Source organism: Neisseria sp. 20925_1_37 (assembly GCF_041433255.1).
Lineage (GTDB): Bacteria > Pseudomonadota > Gammaproteobacteria > Burkholderiales > Neisseriaceae > Neisseria > Neisseria flavescens_D.
This window is the reverse complement of sequence record NZ_JAPWBC010000013.1, coordinates 1-18815: the sequence shown is the minus strand read 5'-3', so window position 1 is coordinate 18815 and position 18815 is coordinate 1. Positions and strand designations below refer to the sequence as shown.

Sequence of the window (18815 nt, the reverse complement as noted above, 5' to 3'; positions counted from 1 at the left end):
AACTATATTATAATTCGCCATTATTTTCTGAAAGACTGCCCCGATGACTGCCTACCAGCAACAACTAGCCGACAAAAAACAATATCTTCAGCAACTTTTCCAAGGACTGGATTTTCCTGAAATCGAAGTCTTTGAATCTCCGGAACAGCATTACAGGATGCGTGCCGAGTTCCGTATCTGGCATGAGGGCGGAGAAATGTTTTATGCCATGTTTGAGCGCGGGCAAAAGGCAAGCGGGGCAAGCCTGATCCGTTGCGACCAATTTCCTGCCGCATCCGAATCCATCAATACCTTGATGCCGAAACTGATTGAAGCCGCATCCAATCATCCCGAGCTGAAAAACCGCTGGTACGCCGTCGAATTTTTATCCACTTTAAGTGGCGAAATGCTGGTAACCATGATTTACCACAAGAAGCTGAACGAAGCATGGCAACAAGCCGCGCAAGAGCTGGCGCACAATTTGGGCATCCACATCATCGGCCGCAGCCGCGGACAAAAAATCGTATTGAGCCAAGATTTTGTGACCGAAGCGTTGGAAGTCAACGGCAAGACCTTCCGCTATCGTCAAATCGAGGGCAGCTTTACCCAACCCAATGCCCAAGTGTGCCAAAAAATGCTGACTTGGGCGTGTGATGCCGCGCAAAACTTAGGCAAAGACATGCTTGAGTTGTACTGCGGCAACGGCAATTTTACCCTGCCGCTTTCGCAACATTTCAATCAGGTTCTGGCAACCGAAGTTTCCAAAACTTCCGTCAACGCCGCCCAATGGAATATTGAAGCCAACCAAATTAACAATCTCAAAATCGCCCGCCTGTCTGCGGAAGAGTTTACCGAGGCCTACACGCAAAACCGTGAATTCCGCCGCCTGCAAGAACAAGGCATCGACTTGAAAAACTATGATTTTTCAACCATTTTCGTTGACCCTCCTCGCGCCGGCGTTGATGATGAGACACTCAAATTGGTAGCCCGATTCGACAACGTCCTCTATATTTCCTGCAACCCTGAGACCCTGCGCGCCAACCTCGACACGCTCTGTCAAACCCATACCATTGAACGCGCCGCCCTATTCGACCAATTCCCATTTACCCACCATATCGAAAGCGGCGTTTGGTTGAAGAAAAAATAAAACATACAAAAAGGCCGTCTGAATGTTCAGACGGCCTTTAATTAACGGCATATTAAGCGATTTTCAAATCAATCCGCTTCCAAAACCACTTTCATGGCTTGGTTTTCAGCAGCGTGTTTGAATACATCGTAAGCTTTTTCCAATTCGCTGAATTTGAAATGGTGGGTCATCATTTTGGTGTAATCCACTGAACTGCTGGAAATGGCTTTCATCAGCATTTCGGTGGTATTGGCGTTAACCAGACCGGTAGTGATGGCAAGGTTTTTAATCCACAGTTTTTCCAGTTTGAAATCAACGGATTGACCATGTACGCCAACCACAGCAATATGGCCGCCGGGTTTCACGATGTCTTGACACATATTCCAAGTCGCAGGGATACCGACCGCTTCGATGGCGCAATCTACGCCATCTTCGCCAACAATGTCGGCAACTTGCTTGCTTACATCGCCGGAAGCAGGGTTGATGGTATGGGTCGCTCCCAATTCTTTCGCCAGTTTCAAGCGGTTTTCATCCATATCGCAAACAATGATGGCGGCAGGGCTATACAGTTGCGCGGTCAGCAATGCAGACATACCGACAGGGCCTGCACCGGCGATGAATACGGTATCGCCAGGTTTCACATCGCCATATTGCACGCCGATTTCGTGTGCGGTAGGCAAGGCATCGCTCAACAGCAGGGCAACTTCTTCGTTGACGTTGTCAGGCAGCGGAACCAAGCTGTTGTCGGCATAAGGCGTACGGACGTATTCGGCCTGAGTACCGTCAATCATATAGCCCAAGATCCAACCGCCGTTGCGGCAGTGTGAATAAAGTTGGATTTTACAGTTGTCGCAAGTACAGCATTTGCTGACACATGAAATAATGACTTTATCACCGACTTTGATGTTTTTTACAGCATCGCCGACTTCTTCTACAATACCGATGCCCTCATGACCGAGAATACGACCGTCGGCAACTTCAGGGTTTTTACCCTTCCAAATACCCAAGTCAGTACCGCAAATCGTGGTTTTAACGATTTTGACGACTGCATCGGTCGGATCGATAATTTGAGGGCGGGGTTTTTCTTCGAAACGGATGTCGTTTGCGCCATGATAAACCATTGCTTTCATGTGAATCTCCTTGAGCAGTTAATAAACTTTAACAATACAGCGTAAATCCACGTTAACTATATTTATATACCCCTCTACCAGATAAGTCAATCCTGATTATTATTTTTATGTTATACTGTAACATGCTGTTTTAAAAATAAATAATTAAAAAGTAAATATTAATGAACACACCCACATCCTTCGCGCGACGACTCATCGATTGGCAACGGCAGCATGGCCGTCACGACTTGCCTTGGCAGGTCAAAGACCCTTATTCCGTCTGGCTTTCAGAAATCATGCTCCAACAAACGCAAGTAGCCACCGTTTTAGACTACTATCCGCGTTTCTTAGCCAAATTCCCAACTGTGCAATCTCTTGCCGCCGCGCAACAAGACGAGGTTTTATCCTTGTGGGCAGGCTTGGGCTATTACAGCCGCGCACGCAACCTGCACAAAGCTGCGCAACAAGTCGTCGGACAATTCGGAGGTATCTTTCCACCCGAACGCAAAGACTTGGAAACGCTCTGCGGCGTAGGCAGAAGTACCGCCGCCGCTATTTCTGCCTTTGCTTTCAACCGACGCGAAACCATCTTGGACGGCAACGTCAAACGCGTTCTCTGCCGTGTCTTTGCCCAAGACGGCAATCCGCAAGATAAAAAATTTGAAAACGCGCTTTGGACGCTTGCCGAAAGCCTGCTGCCGTCTGAAAACACCGATATGCCTGCCTATACACAAGGGCTGATGGATTTGGGCGCAACCGTCTGCAAACGAACAAAACCTTTGTGCCATCAATGCCCGATGGCAGACATCTGCGAAGCAAGAAAACAAAACCGCATTGACGAGCTGCCCCGCAAAAAAACTGCCCCCGAAGTGCAAACCCTACCGCTTTATTGGCTGATCATTCATCACACTGACGGCACATTATTGCTTGAAAAACGCCCTGCCAAAGGCATTTGGGGCGGTCTGTATTGCGTACCCTGTTTTGAAAAATTAGACGATTTGTATGCCTACGCTGAACGCTTCGGTATCACTTCAGACGGCCTTGAAGAACAATCCACGTTTACCCACCGCCTGACCCACCGCTTATTGATGATTACCCCTTTTCAGACGCAACAAAGGCCGTCTGAACATCTTTCAGACGGCCTTTGGGTATCATTGGAACATTTGGCGGATTATGGTTTGCCCAAACCTTTAATCAAATATTTGGCAAAAGGCTAAACCGCCCTATTCCACAATCTCTTTAAATACAACTTCTTTTCCGCCGCGAATCAGTACGGCAAACCCATCGCCAATCTGCCAACGCGAGCTTGGATTGGCGTACTCGACGCCCTGACTCCGCAAACGGACTTGCACCAGTTTCTCAACCGTATTGCCTTCACGCAGCTCAACCATCATCGGGCTGTGGCTGTTGATATAAATTGCAGTAATCGTCCGACCTTGTGCGGATTGATAACGGACAGAATACGTCTGCGCCTGTGCAATGACCGGTAAAGGCGCGTCAGGGCGCACGGCCTTATACGAGCCGCACGCAGCGCACAAACTCACGCACAAAGCGCAGATGATTTTGTTCAATATAGGCATAGATCAGTAATGGTGATGCGGAATCTCGCCATCAAGACGGTAATAAGTGCCGCAATATGGGCATTCAATCTCACTGTTGGACTGAATCGGCAAGAACACACGCGGATGGCCGTTCCATGTTTCATGATTAGGGCCGGAGCAATGCAGCGGCAAATCCTGCGGCTTGATGACTACAACGTTTTTTTCAGACTGTGTACTCATGGTTTGGTTCCTCACTATGTTTTCTTATCTTCCGATATTGTAAAGCAAAACGGCCAGTAGGTTCAGACTGAAAACATTATATAATCACTTTTTTCAGACGGCCTTTGATGATTATGACTACCCTGCTCCGCCTTCAAGATTTCGATACTTCCGATTCCGCTTCATTTCTTTATACACTCAGCGCAGCCTATTTGGACCACACCGAACAGGCAGGCGATGAAGACATGTCCGGCCTCAACGACGAACAACATACATTGACCGCCCTTTGCTATCTCGACAGCCAGGTTCAAGAAGGCGGCTTCGTACAGCTTATCGCTTCAGGATACGGAGAATACATCTTCGGCAATCCGGTTGCCGACAGCCTGCGCCGCTGGCGCATCAAACCGATACCGAAAATCTTAGACAAAGCCAAAGCCTTGTACGAAAAACACGGCGAAGCCATTGAAAAAATGGCAGATGAGCAAAGGGATTTCGACGAAATCCGCAAAGCTTTTCCCGATTTTGAAGAGCTTGACGGCGATTATTATGACGTTGCCGACGAAAACTTGGAAACCGCAGCAGCCTACGTTCAAGCAAATTGGGATAAATTTGCCAAACTGTCAGACTGAAACCATAAAACTTTGCCGGTTTGAATCATCTGTTCAAACCGGCAAAATCATCAATACATCGAATTAACGTTTGTTTTTCTGATAAATCGGCATTACTTCAGGCAACATTTTGCGGATTGCATTGATACGCGCCTGATTGGTCGGGTGGGTCGACAAAAGAGTCATTTGACTACCGCTTTCTAATTTATTCATTTTTTCCCAAACACTTATCGCAGCCTCAGGGTTGTATCCAGCTGCAGCCATCAAACGCACACCACCGGCATCCGCTTCACTTTCTTGACGACGTGAAAACGGTTTGATTGATAATAATTCTGCACCTACACCAACTAAATTTCTATTCATACCCATCACTTTGGTTAAAACTATCCCACCAAAATCAGTCAATACTTGCCCACCCAAGGCTTTTTTACCGTGTTCCAACAAAGCATGGGTCATTTCATGACTGATAACAGCGGCAATTTCAGCATCAGTCAGCTTCAATTTTTCCACCATACCGGTGTATACAGCCATTTTACCGCCCGGCATTGCCCACGCATTCATCTCATCACTGCGAATAACATTCATCTGCCAATTAAAAGGTATGCCGGTTTTGTTGGCACTATCAGCATAAGGAAGTAGTTGTGAGAATACACGGTGAACTCGTTGTGCAGTTGGGGATGCAACATCCAAAGCTTTTTGATCATGTACTTGTTGAATGATTTGAGAGTAATTTTGTGCCGCGCTTTCGTTCATTGTTGCAGTGTCATAGCCAACCATATTTGCTACTGAACTACAACCAGCCAAAGTCAAAATTGCACAAATACTAAATAAATATTTTTTATTTAATTTTCCCAACATGTCTTCTCTCTGTGTTTTTAAGTAAATGTAACGATATTGTACACAAATTTAATACACTTTACACAAAAGGCCGTCTGAACGGTTTCAGACGGCCTTTAAGCGTAACATTTAAGAACGGCGCTGCAACATCCAAGACTCAATCTTACGCGCATCGTTCACGCGGGTTGTAGAAGACGGAGAGTTGAGCAATACGATAGTAATCGGCTGATTCTGTACATTGGCCTTAACCACCATAGAACGTCCGGCTTCACGGATATAGCCGGTTTTCTGCAATTCGATATTCCAGCTGCCCTCACGCACCAAGGCATTGGAGTTTTTATAGTTTTGACGGCCGTTTGCCGTCCAAACTGAGCCGTAATTTGAAGTCGAATTTTTGCGGATCAGCGGATACTTGCTGGCTGCCGAAACCATGCGGTTCAAATCGCGCGCAGTTGAAACGTTTTGGAAATTCAGACCGGTAGGCTCATAGAAACGGCTGCTGGTCATACCCAGGCTTTGCGCTTTGGCATTCATGGCCGCAACAAACGCACTCATACCGCCCGGATAGGTACGGCCCAATGCATGGGTAGCACGGTTTTCACTGCTCATCAGGCTCAGATGCAACAGTTCGCCGCGCGTCAGCGTCGTGCCGATGCTCAAACGGCTGCCCGTACCTTTCAGACGGTCGATTTCAGCCTCGGTAATCGTGATAGGCTCGTTCATATCCAGACGCGCATCCAAAACCACCATCGCGCTCATCAATTTGGAAATAGAGGCAATCGGCATGACACGATCAGGGTTTTTCTGATACAGCACTTCACCGGTTTTATTATTGAAAATCAAAGCAGATTGCGAAGACAGCAGAGGACCTGCCAAAGCGGCTTGAGCTTCGACTTGGTCGGCATGACTCAACGCAAAAGCTTCCATCGGGTCATTTTGCACTGGGAAATTTTGCTCCAAAAATTGTCCCAATACATCCATATCATCGGCAACGGCAGGCGCAGAAGCAAAGGCCAATGCCACACCTGTCCATACCATTCCTAAAGTTTTATAGAATTTCATATCTGCCAATTCAAAAAAATACATTTAATTCAACATTCTGTTAAATTTTTCGCTAATTGTAAAGCGAGTTGAGAAAACTTTGCGTTTGTTTGCGAGATATTCAAATCCAGCGCCCTCATCTGTTTCTTAGACGATACGGCGCAATGCCTGCTCTGATTTGAAAAAACACAAGATAGTCATTATACTTAGGCTCCTTTGTCAGAGGCATTCCCTCAATCCGGCAATACGCCCGAAATATCTGTTCCCCCTTTACAACACAGCCTCCATACAACCATACGAAGAAATTATTATGTCTGAAGAAAAACGCACCTGTTCATTCTGCGGGAAGTCCGAAAACGACGTTAAAAATCTGATCGAAGGCGAACACGCCTTCATCTGCAACGAATGTGTAGAAACTTGCGGCATGATGCTGCAAGACAACGAATCCGGCGAAATTGAAAACGAGCTTGCCAAAGCGAAAGAAGAAAACGCCGAGAAAAAACTGCCTACCCCAGCCGAAATCGTTGCCAACCTCAACGACCACGTTATCGGTCAGGAACACGCAAAAAAAGCGTTGGCAGTATCGGTTTACAACCACTACAAACGCCTGCGCCACCCGAAAGCGGAGGGCAAAGTTGAATTGTCCAAGTCCAACATCCTGCTCATCGGCCCTACCGGCTCAGGTAAAACCCTGTTGGCGCAATCTTTGGCGCGCAAACTGGATGTACCTTTTGTCATGGCAGATGCCACAACCTTGACCGAAGCCGGTTATGTCGGTGAAGACGTCGAACAAATCATCACCAAACTTTTAGGCAAATGTGATTTTGACGTTGAAAAAGCCCAGCGCGGCATCGTTTATATCGATGAAATCGATAAAATTTCACGAAAAAGTGACAATCCGTCCATCACGCGCGACGTATCCGGCGAAGGTGTGCAACAAGCCTTGCTGAAACTGATTGAAGGCACGGTAGCCAGCGTTCCCCCTCAAGGCGGTCGCAAACATCCGAACCAAGAATTCATCAACGTTGATACCACCAACATCCTCTTTATCTGCGGCGGCGCATTTGCCGACTTGGAAAAAGTCATCCGCCAACGTACTGAAAAAGGCGGTATCGGCTTTGGTGCGGCGGTACACAGCAAAGATGAAAACGCCGATATTTCAGCCCTGTTTGAAACAGTCGAGCCTGAAGACTTGATTAAATTCGGCTTGATTCCCGAGCTTATCGGCCGTTTGCCTGTGATTGCCACACTGGCAGAATTGGACGAAGATGCTTTGGTCAACATTTTGACCGAACCGAAAAACGCCTTGGTCAAACAATATCAAACCTTGTTTGAAATGGAAGATGTCGGCCTTGAGTTTGAAGAAGACGCTTTGCGCAGCATCGCCAAACTGGCAATGGAACGCAAAACCGGTGCGCGCGGCCTGCGCTCTATCGTCGAACGTTGCCTCTTGGACACCATGTACGCCCTGCCAGATTTAAAAGGCGTAACAAAAGTCGTCATCAATAAAGAGGTCGTGGAAAAAGGCGAACAGCCAAAACTTTTCCGTGAAGACGGCAGCGAATATAAGCAATAAGGACATTCCCTAAAAAAGACGTGTACCCGTTACACGTCTTTTTTTATTTTTTAATAAAACCAAAAGCATATCTTTGAATAATGGTCTTATACATGAAAAAACAAAGGCCGTCTGAAACATATTCAGACGGCCTTTGTTTTCAAGTTGCTCTAAGTCTGTCTTCATCCGGAGTATTAATGAGAGTGACTTCCTTGAATTTTATGAAGCTTATTTTTTTGCTTTTTTAGCAGCTTTTTTTGCAGGAGCGGCTTTAGCAGGAGCGGCTTTAGCAGGAGCAGCTTTAGCAGCAGGCTCGGATGCGGCAGCTTCAGGAGCAACAGCCTCAGGCGCTGCTACCGGTTCAGAGGCAGCAGGCTCGGAAGCAGCTGATTCAGCGGTACGTTGATAGCCTTTGTCTTTCATGCAGGCATCAAACACAGCGCGGTCAGCATTTTCACCAGATGCCTGTTGGCATTGGGTCATTGCTTCTTCAACAGTGACGCGTGGCGCTGCCGCTTCTTCAGCAGGTTTGGAAGAAGAACAAGCTGCCAACATCAGGCTACCGGTTGCAAGAGCGATCAATAAAGTTTTCATAATTGTATATTCCTAAATTTTAATTTTATGGTTTACCGTTAAACGGGAGATACAGGCTGTCAAACAGCCCTGCACCTCAATATTGAGTACCCAATTCCAATTTAGTTTCATTTCATCCTGTAAGTTTTTGATAAATTAATCCTATTGACGTTAAGACAAATGCTTAATTCTCAATAAACTCAAAACCTTGCAGGCCAGTAACTTTTTCTGTTTTTGAACTGTAAAAATATCAAAACTTAGACGATTTTAGCTGCAACCATCATTTGGGGAGTCCCTCTTTTTATGGCATAATGGACTACTTACCGGATAGTTCCGTACCCCCTTTTTTCAAACCGCAGAATCAAAATCATACTGCGGTTTATCCATTTCAGAATCAGATTTTTCAGACGGCCTCACCATTCAAAAGGCCGTCTGAACAGAAAGCCACCATCATGAATCCTTTCTCTTCACTCGGTTTAGGCAGCGAATTGGTCTCTGCCCTGACCGATCAGGGTTATGAAAACCCGACGCCTATCCAAGCCGCAGCGATTCCTAAAGCCTTGGCAGGACACGACCTTTTGGCCGCAGCACAAACCGGCACAGGTAAAACCGCCGCCTTTATGCTACCCAGCCTCGAACGCCTGAAACGCTACGCCACATCCAGCACCTCCCCTGCCATGCACCCTGTCCGCATGTTGGTATTGACCCCGACCCGCGAACTGGCCGATCAAATCGATCAAAACGTGCAGGCCTATATTAAAAATCTTCCTTTGCGCCATACTGTCCTCTTCGGCGGCGTCAATATGGACAAACAAACTGCCGACTTGCGCACCGGTTGCGAAATTGTTGTCGCTACGGTTGGCCGACTGCTTGACCACGTCAAACAAAAAAACATCAATTTAAACAAAGTTGAAATCGTTGTACTCGATGAAGCCGACCGTATGCTTGATATGGGTTTCATCGACGATATCCGCAAAATCATGCAGATGTTGCCCAAACAGCGACAAACCCTGCTTTTTTCCGCCACTTTCTCACCGCCTATCCGCAAGCTTGCACAAGATTTTATGCACACACCTGAAATGGTCGAGGTGGCCGCGCAAAATACCACCAACGCCAATGTCGAGCAACACATCATTGCCGTTGATGCACTTAAAAAACGCAACCTGCTCGAACGTCTGATTGTTGATTTGCATATGAATCAAGTCATTGTATTCTGCAAAACCAAACAAAGCGTTGATCAAGTTACCCGCGACCTCGTCCGCCGCAACATTGCCGCCCAATCCATCCACGGCGACAAATCCCAACAAAGCCGACTGGAAACCCTCAACGCCTTTAAAGAAGGCACATTACGCGTTTTGGTTGCCACTGACGTTGCCGCACGCGGCCTAGATATTGCCGAGTTGCCTTTCGTCATCAACTACGAGCTGCCGACCCAATCCGAAGACTACGTCCACCGCATCGGACGTACCGGTCGGGCCGGTGCCGACGGCGTTGCTATTTCCTTGATGGATAAAACCGAACAGAAAATGTTTGAAGCCATTAAAGAGCTGACCGGCAGCGATTTGAATGTGGAACGCATTGAAGGCTTTGAGCCGCATTGGTGGGACAACGACAATCAAGATGAAGCCGAAGCGCAACCGGTTCAGCACAACGACAGCCGCTCTCGCCGCGAAGATAGAAACAAACGCAACGAATACGCGAATAAATCAGACAAAAACTCGAAAAAAGCAGAAGAGAAAAACGATCCGGGTATTGTCTGCGGCAAAATTGCCGGCAGAACACGCCGCAGCCGTCATGAGCGTCAGCCTTGCGCCCTGCTCCAACCTGGTTTTGGCGTAAAGTAAACAACGCTGATTAATCGGTTTTCTGATTATTTATCCTAAGCAAAGGCCGTCTGAAACTTATCTTTCAGACGGCCTTTTATTAAACTAAAAATAAAAAGGACGTGATGAACACGCCCTTTATTTTTCCGTTTCAGACGACCTTTATTATTTAAGGCCGTCTGAAAATCGGTTTACCTTGCTATATTAAACATTCACGGTTTCGGCTACTTCGTTGTAGCTATCGATTTCGTTGAAGTTCATGTAGCGGTAGATTTGGTCGCCCTGCTCGTTGATGATACCGATATTGGCTTGGTATTCTTCAACAGTCGGGATTTTACCCAGTTTGGAGCAGATTGCCGCCAACTCAGCCGAGCCGAGGTAAACAAAGGTGTTTTTACCCAAGCGGTTCGGGAAATTACGGGTAGAAGTGGACATTACAGTCGCGCCTTCGTGTACTTGTGCTTGGTTACCCATACACAATGAGCAACCCGGCATTTCCATACGCGCACCTGCACGGCCGAGTACGCCGTAGTGACCTTCGTCAGACAACTCTTTCGCATCCATTTTGGTTGGAGGAGCCATCCACAGGCGTACCGGGATGTCGGTTTTACCTTCCAAGAGTTTGGAAGCGGCGCGGAAGTGGCCGATGTTGGTCATACAAGAACCGATGAACACTTCGTCGATTTTGGTGCCGGAGCGTTCAGACATGAAGCACACGTCGTCTGGGTCGTTCGGGCAAGCAATAATCGGCTCTTTAATGTCGTCCATGTTGATTTCAATCACGGCAGCGTATTCGGCATCTTTATCCGCTTCGAGCAATTCAGGATTTGCCAACCATGCTTCCATGGCTTTGATACGGCGTTCCAAAGTGCGCGAATCTTGATAGCCGTTGGCAATCATGTTTTTCATCAACACAATGTTGGATTTCATGTACTCGATAATCGGCTCTTTGTTGAGCTTCACAGTACAGCCTGCGGCGGAGCGTTCGGCAGATGCGTCAGTCAATTCAAAAGCTTGTTCCACTTTCAAATCAGGCAGGCCTTCGATTTCGAGGATGCGGCCGGAGAAGATGTTTTTCTTACCAGCTTTAGCAACAGTCAGCAAACCTTGTTTAATCGCGTACAACGGAATGGCGTTCACCAAGTCACGCAGGGTTACACCCGGTTGCAGTTTGCCGCTGAAGCGTACCAATACGGACTCAGGCATATCGAGCGGCATTACACCAGTAGCTGCTGCGAAAGCAACCAAGCCGGAGCCGGCAGGGAAAGAAATACCGATAGGGAAACGGGTGTGGCTATCGCCGCCGGTACCGACCGTGTCAGGCAACAGCAGACGGTTGAGCCATGAGTGAATCACGCCATCACCCGGACGCAGGGATACACCGCCACGGGTAGAGATGAAAGCAGGCAATTCTTTATGAGTTCTCACATCGACAGGTTTTGGATAAGCCGCGGTGTGACAGAAAGACTGCATCACCATATCTGCTGAGAAGCCCAAGCAAGCCAAGTCTTTCAATTCGTCGCGAGTCATCGGGCCGGTAGTATCTTGCGAACCGACAGTAGTCATGCGTGGTTCGCAGTAAGTACCCGGACGCACGCCTTTGCCTTCCGGCAAACCGCAGGCGCGACCAACCATTTTTTGAGCCAAGGTGAAACCGGCTTTGCTTTCAGCTGGCGCTTGAGGCAGACGGAATTCGGTAGAAGCAGGCAGTTTCAACGCTTCGCGCGCTTTGGCGGTCAGACCGCGGCCGATAATCAGGTTGATACGGCCACCAGCTTGCACTTCGTCCAGCAATACTTGAGATTTCAGGCTGAACTCGGCAACGGTTTCGCCGTTTTTCAAGATTTTGCCTTCATAAGGCAGGATATCGACAACATCGCCCATTTTCAGAGCAGATACATCGACTTCAATCGGTAATGCACCAGAGTCTTCTTGAGTATTGAAGAAAATAGGAGCAATTTTGCCACCCAGGCATACGCCGCCGAAACGCTTATTCGGTACGAACGGAATATCTTCACCTGTATGCCAAATTACAGAGTTGGTAGCAGATTTACGTGAAGAACCAGTACCGACCACGTCGCCAACGTAAGCAACCGGATGGCCTTTGGCTTTGAGTTCTTCCAACAATTTAATCGGACCGACTTCGCCCGGTTTGTCAGGCGTGATGCCGTCGCGCGGGTTTTTCAACATCGCCAGCGCGTGAAGAGGGATATCAGGACGGCTCCATGCGTCGGGCGCTGGAGAGAGGTCGTCTGTATTGGTTTCACCGTCGACTTTGAAGACGGTAACAGTGATTTTTTCTGGAACTTTGGCGCGTGAGGTGAACCATTCGGCATCTGCCCAAGATTGCAATACTTCTTGCGCGTATTTGTTGCCTTTTTCGGCTTTTTCTTGAACATCGTGGAAAGAGTCAAACATCAACAGAGTGTGTTTCAGACCATTTGCAGCGATAGGCGCAAGTTTGTCGTTGTCCAAGAGTTCGATGAGTGCATGAATGTTGTAACCGCCAAGCATGGTACCCAACAGCTCGGTAGCATACTCAGGGGAAATCAGCGGACTGGATACGCTGCCTTCGGCAACGGCTGCCAAAAATGAGGCTTTAACTTTGGCGGCATCGTCCACACCGGGTGGTACGCGGTGAGCCAACAGCTCAACCAAGAACTCACCTTCACCGGCAGGTGGATTTTTCAGCAGCTCAACCAAATCAACAGTCTGCTGAGCAGTCAGAGGAAGGGCGGGAATACCAAGGGCGGCGCGCTCGGCGGCGGCTTTACGATAGGCTTCTAACATCTCTTTGTTCCTTTTTCTGTTTTTTCTTCTGGGCAGTTGCAAATGATTTGCAATTAAGGATTGTGAACAATCCTTTTGACCATCATAGACCAGTTTTCAAAAAATGGGAACAGTTATGTTGCTGAATGTAATAAATTTAAACTATTTTGTTTAATGTGTTAATAGTTCAATCTATCTAAAGCCACCCTATTCTAGGCGTTTTAGCCAAACAGACGGGAAACTTCCGCTGATTTTTTACGGTATGGCAATATGATTTCAACGCGGAACAGGCCGTCTGATTGGATATCTCTGATTTTCGCGTCGGTGTCATACATCAAAGTCAGGCGCTCTTTCAAATTGCGCAAGGCCATAGAATTGCCTTTATGCGGCTTGGTATTTTCGTTGGGTTCTGTTCCGCACGGATTTTCGATACTGATAAAAATAGATGATTTTTCCAATTTTGTTAATACCGTAATTATCCCTGGACGGTGGATAGATTCGACACCATGAAATACGGCATTTTCCAAAAGCGGTTGCAGCAACAAATGCGGCGTTTCCGCATCGTCGGGCGCATGGTGTTGCCACATAACCTGTACGCGCATATGTCCCATACGGATTTGCTCGATGGCAATATATTCCTGCGCCCACTCGATTTCCTGCCCTAAGGTGCTGTTTTGACTACCGTCGCGCAGTTGCGCACGGAACAAGTTGGCCAGATTTTCCAGCAAAGTTTCCGCATCATACGGACGCAGACGGATTAAGCTGATGGCGGCATTCAAGCTGTTAAACAAGAAATGCGGACGGATACGCGCCGTCAACGCGCTCAGCCTGGCTTCGGAAATGGAGGGCGCAAGGCTGTTGCGGCGGGCGGCTTCGATGTACATGAAACTGAAACAAAAAAAGGTCAGCAAGAAGAAGTGTTGAATCAGCGGCCAAATTTCCGTCTTCAAAATCACTAAATCGACAAACAAGAAAATCAGCAGGTTGGAGACGTAGGAAACCACAACGCTGTACTGCGAGCGAAGCAGGGACGGCGCAAATACCTGTAAGAAATAGACTTTAAGTAAAATTAAAAGGATGACGGGGCAAGCCCATGAAAAATGTTGGAAAATCTGTTCCGGATAAGGCACGCCCGATACCGTCATCAACGGAAAGATAAACAAACTGATTAACAAAACAATGAGCAGGCGCACCAAAGTTGCGGAATTGCGCAAATCCGGCACTGCGAAATTCTGGTTTATTTGACGTATAATAGACATGATTTCAACCGTTTTCTTTCATAATGTATAGACGGGTCTGCTATATTGAAGACGTAGACCCTGTTTTTTTTATTTATATTTTAAGGATGCTGATATGAGCAAGGACAAAACCTGGTCAGGCCGTTTTAACGAACCTGTTTCCGAGCTGGTCAAAAAATATACCGGCTCGATTGATTTTGACAAACGACTGGCAGAATGGGACATCCAAGGCTCGCTGGCACACGCGCAAATGCTGACACGGTCGGGCGTTTTGAGCGAAGACGACCTCTCCGCCATCCGTCAGGGCATGGCCGAGATTATAACAGAAATCAAAGAAGGAACGATTTCCTGGTCTCTGGATTTGGAAGATGTCCACATGAACATCGAACGCCGCCTCACCGACAAAATCGGCGATGCCGGCAAACGCCTGCACACCGGCCGCAGCCGCAACGACCAAGTCGCTACCGACATCCGCCTGTGGCTGCGTGATCAAATTACCATTATTCAAAGCCTGATTCAAAACCTTCAGACGGCCTTGGTTGATTTGGCGGAACAAAACGCCGAAACCGTCATGCCCGGCTTTACTCATCTGCAAGTTGCCCAGCCGGTCAGCTTCGGGCATCACATGCTCGCCTACGTAGAAATGCTCGGCCGCGATTTCGAGCGCATGGCCGACTGCCGCAAACGCGTCAACCGTATGCCGCTCGGCGCCGCCGCACTGGCCGGTACCACCTACCCGATTCAACGCGAAATTACCGCTGAGCTGCTGGGCTTTGAACAAATCTGCCAAAACTCGCTCGATGCCGTATCTGACCGCGATTTTGCCATTGAGTTCACGGCCGCCGCTTCTCTGATTATGGTCCACCTGAGCCGTCTTTCCGAAGAATTGATTTTGTGGATGAGCCCGCGTTTCGGCTTTATCGATATTGCCGACCGTTTCTGCACCGGCTCTTCCATCATGCCGCAAAAGAAAAATCCTGACGTACCCGAACTCGTGCGCGGTAAATCCGGTCGCGTGATTGGCCACCTGATCGGCCTGGTTACCCTGATGAAATCGCAACCTTTGGCATATAACAAAGACAATCAGGAAGACAAAGAGCCTTTGTTTGACACTGCCGACACGCTTATCGACACCCTGCGCATTTACGCCGACATGATGCGCGGTGTAACCGTCAAACCCGACAATATGCGCGCCGCCGTAATGCAGGGTTTTGCAACAGCTACCGACTTGGCGGATTACTTGGTGAAAAAAGGCATGCCTTTCCGCGACAGTCATGAAGTCGTTGCCCAAGCCGTACGCCATGCCGATGAAGCTGGCGTTGATTTGAGCGAATTGCCGCTTGAAGTCCTGCAAGGTTTCAGCGGTTTGATTACCGACGATGTGTACATTGTGCTGACACCCGAAGGCAGCTTAAACGCGCGCAACCACTTGGGCGGCACCGCGCCTGAACAAGTCCGTTTCCAAGTCAAACGCTGGCGTGAATTGTTGGCTTAAACCCGTCTAAACACATAATAAAAGGCCGTCTGAAAATTTTCAGACGGCCTTTTGATTGCCCGTGTTACACTCAACCTCACAATAAAAACAGATAAAACCTAAACTTACCTTCAAACGAGAAAACACGCCTCCTGACTTTGCCGCCCCATTCGAACAAAAGGAGCGAGGATGAAAAACATTGTCTTAAAATTGGCTATGATCTGCCTATTCAGCGGATGCTATGCCTTATTCGTCGCTTGGGAAAATGGCGGATTCAGCCAGCTCCATGATTTTCAAGCAATAGAGAGCAACGGCATGAGCGTATACCTTCATCAAACCTCCGCCGCCACCATGCAGGCTGAAAAAAGCGAGCTGTCGATTTTGCAAAACAACCAAAACAGCTTGGCCTCTTGCGTCGGCATTGAATCTTTATGCGAACAAGCCAAGCCGGGCATCTGGGTTGAACATGCCAAATTCTTGCAACACAAAGACACGGGCAAATTATTGGTACTTTCGCTGGACTATTTAGAAAACAATGACACCGCAAAAATCCTACACAACCGCTATTCTGCATCGCTCCTCCCCCAAGCAGACAGAACGGAAGCGTGGCATTACGCCTGGCGTACATTTTTGAGCTCAATAATATTTCTAATGGGCATCAATCTACTGCCAATGATTTTTACCCTATTTGAGGAAAAGACAACCTCAGCATAAAAACATGCCGTCTGAACACATTTTCAGACGGCATGTTTCATTATTAAAGCTTAACGCGGATGAACCATATCGGCAGGAACTACCAATTCATCAAACTCTTCTCCCGTCAACAAGCCCAATTCGATGGCGGTTTCGCGCAGCGATTTGTCGTTTTTGTAGGCGGTTTTGGCGACTTTCGCGGCGTTTTCATAGCCGATTTTACGGTTTAACGCAGTAACCAACATCAGGGAATGGTGCAGGAAATAGTCGATTTTTTCCGGTATGGGTTCGATGCCGACGGCGCAGTTTTCGTTGAAGCTGTTGCACGCATCTCCCAACAGGCGGATGGATTGCAAGAGATTGTAGGCAATAACGGGCATATAGACGTTCAGCTCGAAATTGCCCGACGCACCTGCCATGCCGATGGTAACGTCGTTGCCGAACACTTGGCAGCACACCATCGTCATCGCTTCGCATTGGGTCGGGTTGACTTTGCCCGGCATGATAGACGAACCCGGCTCGTTTTCGGGGATTTTGATTTCGCCCAAACCGCAACGCGGGCCGCTTGCCAGCCAGCGGATGTCGTTGGCGATTTTGTTCAGGCTTGCCGCCAGCGTTTTCAATGCGCCCGAAGCGGCAACGGCGGCATCGCGTCCGCCCAAGGCTTCAAATTTGTTCGGCGCGCTGACAAACGGCAGGCCAGACAGTTCAGCGAGTTTAGCGGCGGCTTTTTCAGCGTATTCGGGATGACTGTTCAAGCCCGTGCCGACCGCCGTGCCGCCCAAAGCGAGTTCATACAAGTCTTTAAGCGCATCGTTCAGACGGCCTAAACCGTGATCAAGCTGGGAAACGTAGCCGGAAAACTCTTGTCCCAAAGTCAGCGGCGTTGCGTCTTGCAAATGTGTGCGGCCGATTTTGACGATGGGGGCGAAGGCTTGGGCTTTTTTGTCCAACGTGTCGCGCAGGGCGCGGACGGCGGGAATGAGGTGGCGGTTGATTTCAATCGCGGCGGCAACGTGGATGGCGGTCGGGAAAGCGTCGTTGGTCGATTGCGCGTGGTTCACATGGTCGTTGGGATGGACGGGCTGATACGCCGCCAAACCTGTACCGGCAATTTCGTTGGCGCGGTTTGCCAGCACTTCGTTCATGTTCATATTGGACTGCGTGCCGGAACCGGTCTGCCACACTACCAATGGGAACTGCCCGTCGAGCTTGCCGTTTAACACGTCATCCGCCGCCTGCGTAATCAAATCCGCCTGTTCAGGCTTAATCCTGCCAAGGGAAACATTGGTGGCGGCGGCGGCTTTTTTTACCAGCGCCAAAGCGTAAATCAACGGCTGCGGCAGGGTTTCACCGCCGATTTTGAAATTGTTACGGCTGCGCTGGGTCTGCGCGCCCCAATAGGCTTCGGACGGGACTTCGACATTGCCCATGGTGTCGTGTTCGGTACGGGTACTCATGCGTTTCTCCTACATTTAAACAGAAATAATAATGATTCGTAAATTTATTATACCCAGCAAAAGGCTGTCTGAAAAGAGAGAGGTTTTCAGACAGCCTTTTGCTTTATTAACCTGAAATACTAATAGAAGATAAAACCCGATTTCGGAGCAAATACAACCTGCGCCGCCGCTCCCCTCTTCTAAAAATTTTCCTCCTTGCCGATTTGTGTTCTACGCTAAGTGTTTATCGACAATAAATACCTTATCGTTTCTTTACTTTGCTTCTCTCTAAGAGCATAATAAATAAAAATGATTATCAGGATATAGATCATGAAACAAAACCATTTGATTTGCTTGTTAATGAGCAGTTTTGCCGCTGCAAACGGCTTTGCCGAAACCTTGGCAGACCCTGACGAAATCCAGCCTGTCAAAACCTTCTCCCCTCCTAAACCGATTGCACCGACCGCCGCACAAGGCTATTTCCCCGAAAACCAATTCGACCGCTCCGACCGCAACGATCACTACTTTGTTACTGAAAACATAGACCAAGCCTTCCGTCCGCTGAAAGCGAACAGCGGCTTCTACGGCAAAAGCTTTTACAACTCCATTACCGCACAAGCGCGTGGGGCAAAAGTGTACGGCGTGGCCAACCTCAATCACACCAAGGCCAATGGCTACAAAGACGGCGACGGCAATCAGACCGATTGGAAATACAGCCGTTTCAATCAAGCTTTGGTATTCGGTTTTGTGCCGTCTGAAAACCAGGAATACCGCCTCACCTACCTACACGA

General features: G+C 48.3%; 16 protein-coding genes and 1 pseudogene. 8 read left to right on the top strand and 9 right to left on the bottom strand.

The genetic code is table 11. The features are described from left to right. Window positions 1-43 precede the first annotated feature (43 nt). Window positions 44-1126, top strand: coding sequence for a tRNA (uridine(54)-C5)-methyltransferase TrmA (gene trmA, locus O3661_RS09345; protein WP_371493204.1), 1083 nt, complete (start codon window positions 44-46; stop codon window positions 1124-1126). A 68-nt stretch (window positions 1127-1194) separates the two neighbouring features. On the opposite strand, the gene O3661_RS09340 is transcribed toward trmA, so the two are convergent. Beyond that, window positions 1195-2235 carry a zinc-dependent alcohol dehydrogenase family protein gene (locus O3661_RS09340; protein ID WP_107858123.1) on the bottom strand — a complete coding sequence of 347 codons (1041 nt, stop codon included), beginning with the start codon at window positions 2233-2235 and terminating at the stop codon, window positions 1195-1197. 161 nt (window positions 2236-2396) lie between these two features. On the opposite strand from O3661_RS09340, the gene mutY reads away from it, so the two are divergent. Continuing rightward, a complete protein-coding gene (mutY, locus tag O3661_RS09335) occupies window positions 2397-3431 on the top strand; it encodes an A/G-specific adenine glycosylase (protein WP_371493203.1) in 1035 nt (344 codons plus the stop codon). A gap of 6 nt (window positions 3432-3437) precedes the next feature. On the opposite strand, the gene O3661_RS09330 is transcribed toward mutY, so the two are convergent. Next, entirely contained in the window at window positions 3438-3794 is a 357-nt protein-coding gene (locus tag O3661_RS09330) for a hypothetical protein (RefSeq protein ID WP_371493202.1), read from the bottom strand. 3 nt (window positions 3795-3797) lie between these two features. Then, window positions 3798-3995, bottom strand: a complete 198-nt coding sequence (locus O3661_RS09325) for a zinc-finger domain-containing protein (RefSeq protein ID WP_003745781.1) — start codon at window positions 3993-3995, stop codon at window positions 3798-3800. A 113-nt stretch (window positions 3996-4108) separates the two neighbouring features. On the opposite strand from O3661_RS09325, the gene O3661_RS09320 reads away from it, so the two are divergent. Beyond that, window positions 4109-4603, top strand: a complete 495-nt coding sequence (locus O3661_RS09320; protein WP_371493200.1) for a DMP19 family protein — start codon at window positions 4109-4111, stop codon at window positions 4601-4603. A gap of 63 nt (window positions 4604-4666) precedes the next feature. On the opposite strand, the gene O3661_RS09315 is transcribed toward O3661_RS09320, so the two are convergent. Then, entirely contained in the window at window positions 4667-5440 is a 774-nt protein-coding gene (locus O3661_RS09315) for a M48 family metallopeptidase (protein ID WP_371493198.1), read from the bottom strand. Between the two features lie 108 nt (window positions 5441-5548). Next, a complete protein-coding gene (locus O3661_RS09310) occupies window positions 5549-6457 on the bottom strand; it encodes a serine hydrolase (protein WP_371493225.1) in 909 nt (302 codons plus the stop codon). A gap of 313 nt (window positions 6458-6770) precedes the next feature. Here O3661_RS09310 and clpX point away from each other — a divergent pair, with 313 nt between their 5' ends. Then, a complete protein-coding gene (gene clpX / locus O3661_RS09305) occupies window positions 6771-8036 on the top strand; it encodes an ATP-dependent Clp protease ATP-binding subunit ClpX (protein WP_371493197.1) in 1266 nt (421 codons plus the stop codon). A gap of 207 nt (window positions 8037-8243) precedes the next feature. On the opposite strand, the gene O3661_RS09300 is transcribed toward clpX, so the two are convergent. After that, complete coding sequence (locus tag O3661_RS09300) at window positions 8244-8609, bottom strand: hypothetical protein (RefSeq protein ID WP_371493196.1); 366 nt, start codon at window positions 8607-8609, stop codon at window positions 8244-8246. Between the two features lie 428 nt (window positions 8610-9037). Between O3661_RS09300 and O3661_RS09295 the strand changes: the two genes are divergently transcribed. Then, window positions 9038-10432, top strand: a complete 1395-nt coding sequence (locus tag O3661_RS09295) for a DEAD/DEAH box helicase (protein WP_371493223.1) — start codon at window positions 9038-9040, stop codon at window positions 10430-10432. A gap of 183 nt (window positions 10433-10615) precedes the next feature. Here the strand turns inward: O3661_RS09295 and acnB are convergent, their stop codons facing one another. Then, window positions 10616-13201, bottom strand: a complete 2586-nt coding sequence (acnB, locus tag O3661_RS09290) for a bifunctional aconitate hydratase 2/2-methylisocitrate dehydratase (RefSeq protein ID WP_371493195.1) — start codon at window positions 13199-13201, stop codon at window positions 10616-10618. Window positions 13202-13401: 200 nt separating this feature from the next. Beyond that, window positions 13402-14439 carry a sensor histidine kinase gene (locus O3661_RS09285; protein ID WP_371493193.1) on the bottom strand — a complete coding sequence of 346 codons (1038 nt, stop codon included), beginning with the start codon at window positions 14437-14439 and terminating at the stop codon, window positions 13402-13404. Between the two features lie 94 nt (window positions 14440-14533). On the opposite strand from O3661_RS09285, the gene argH reads away from it, so the two are divergent. Then, complete coding sequence (gene argH / locus O3661_RS09280) at window positions 14534-15913, top strand: argininosuccinate lyase (RefSeq protein WP_371493191.1); 1380 nt, start codon at window positions 14534-14536, stop codon at window positions 15911-15913. Window positions 15914-16081: 168 nt separating this feature from the next. After that, a complete protein-coding gene (locus O3661_RS09275; protein WP_371493189.1) occupies window positions 16082-16606 on the top strand; it encodes a hypothetical protein in 525 nt (174 codons plus the stop codon). A gap of 50 nt (window positions 16607-16656) precedes the next feature. Here O3661_RS09275 and fumC read toward each other — a convergent pair whose 3' ends face one another. Beyond that, window positions 16657-18045 carry a class II fumarate hydratase gene (gene fumC, locus O3661_RS09270; protein ID WP_371493188.1) on the bottom strand — a complete coding sequence of 463 codons (1389 nt, stop codon included), beginning with the start codon at window positions 18043-18045 and terminating at the stop codon, window positions 16657-16659. A gap of 309 nt (window positions 18046-18354) precedes the next feature. Here fumC and O3661_RS09265 point away from each other — a divergent pair. Beyond that, a pseudogene (locus O3661_RS09265) lies at window positions 18355-18815 on the top strand (TonB-dependent receptor); the annotation flags it as partial.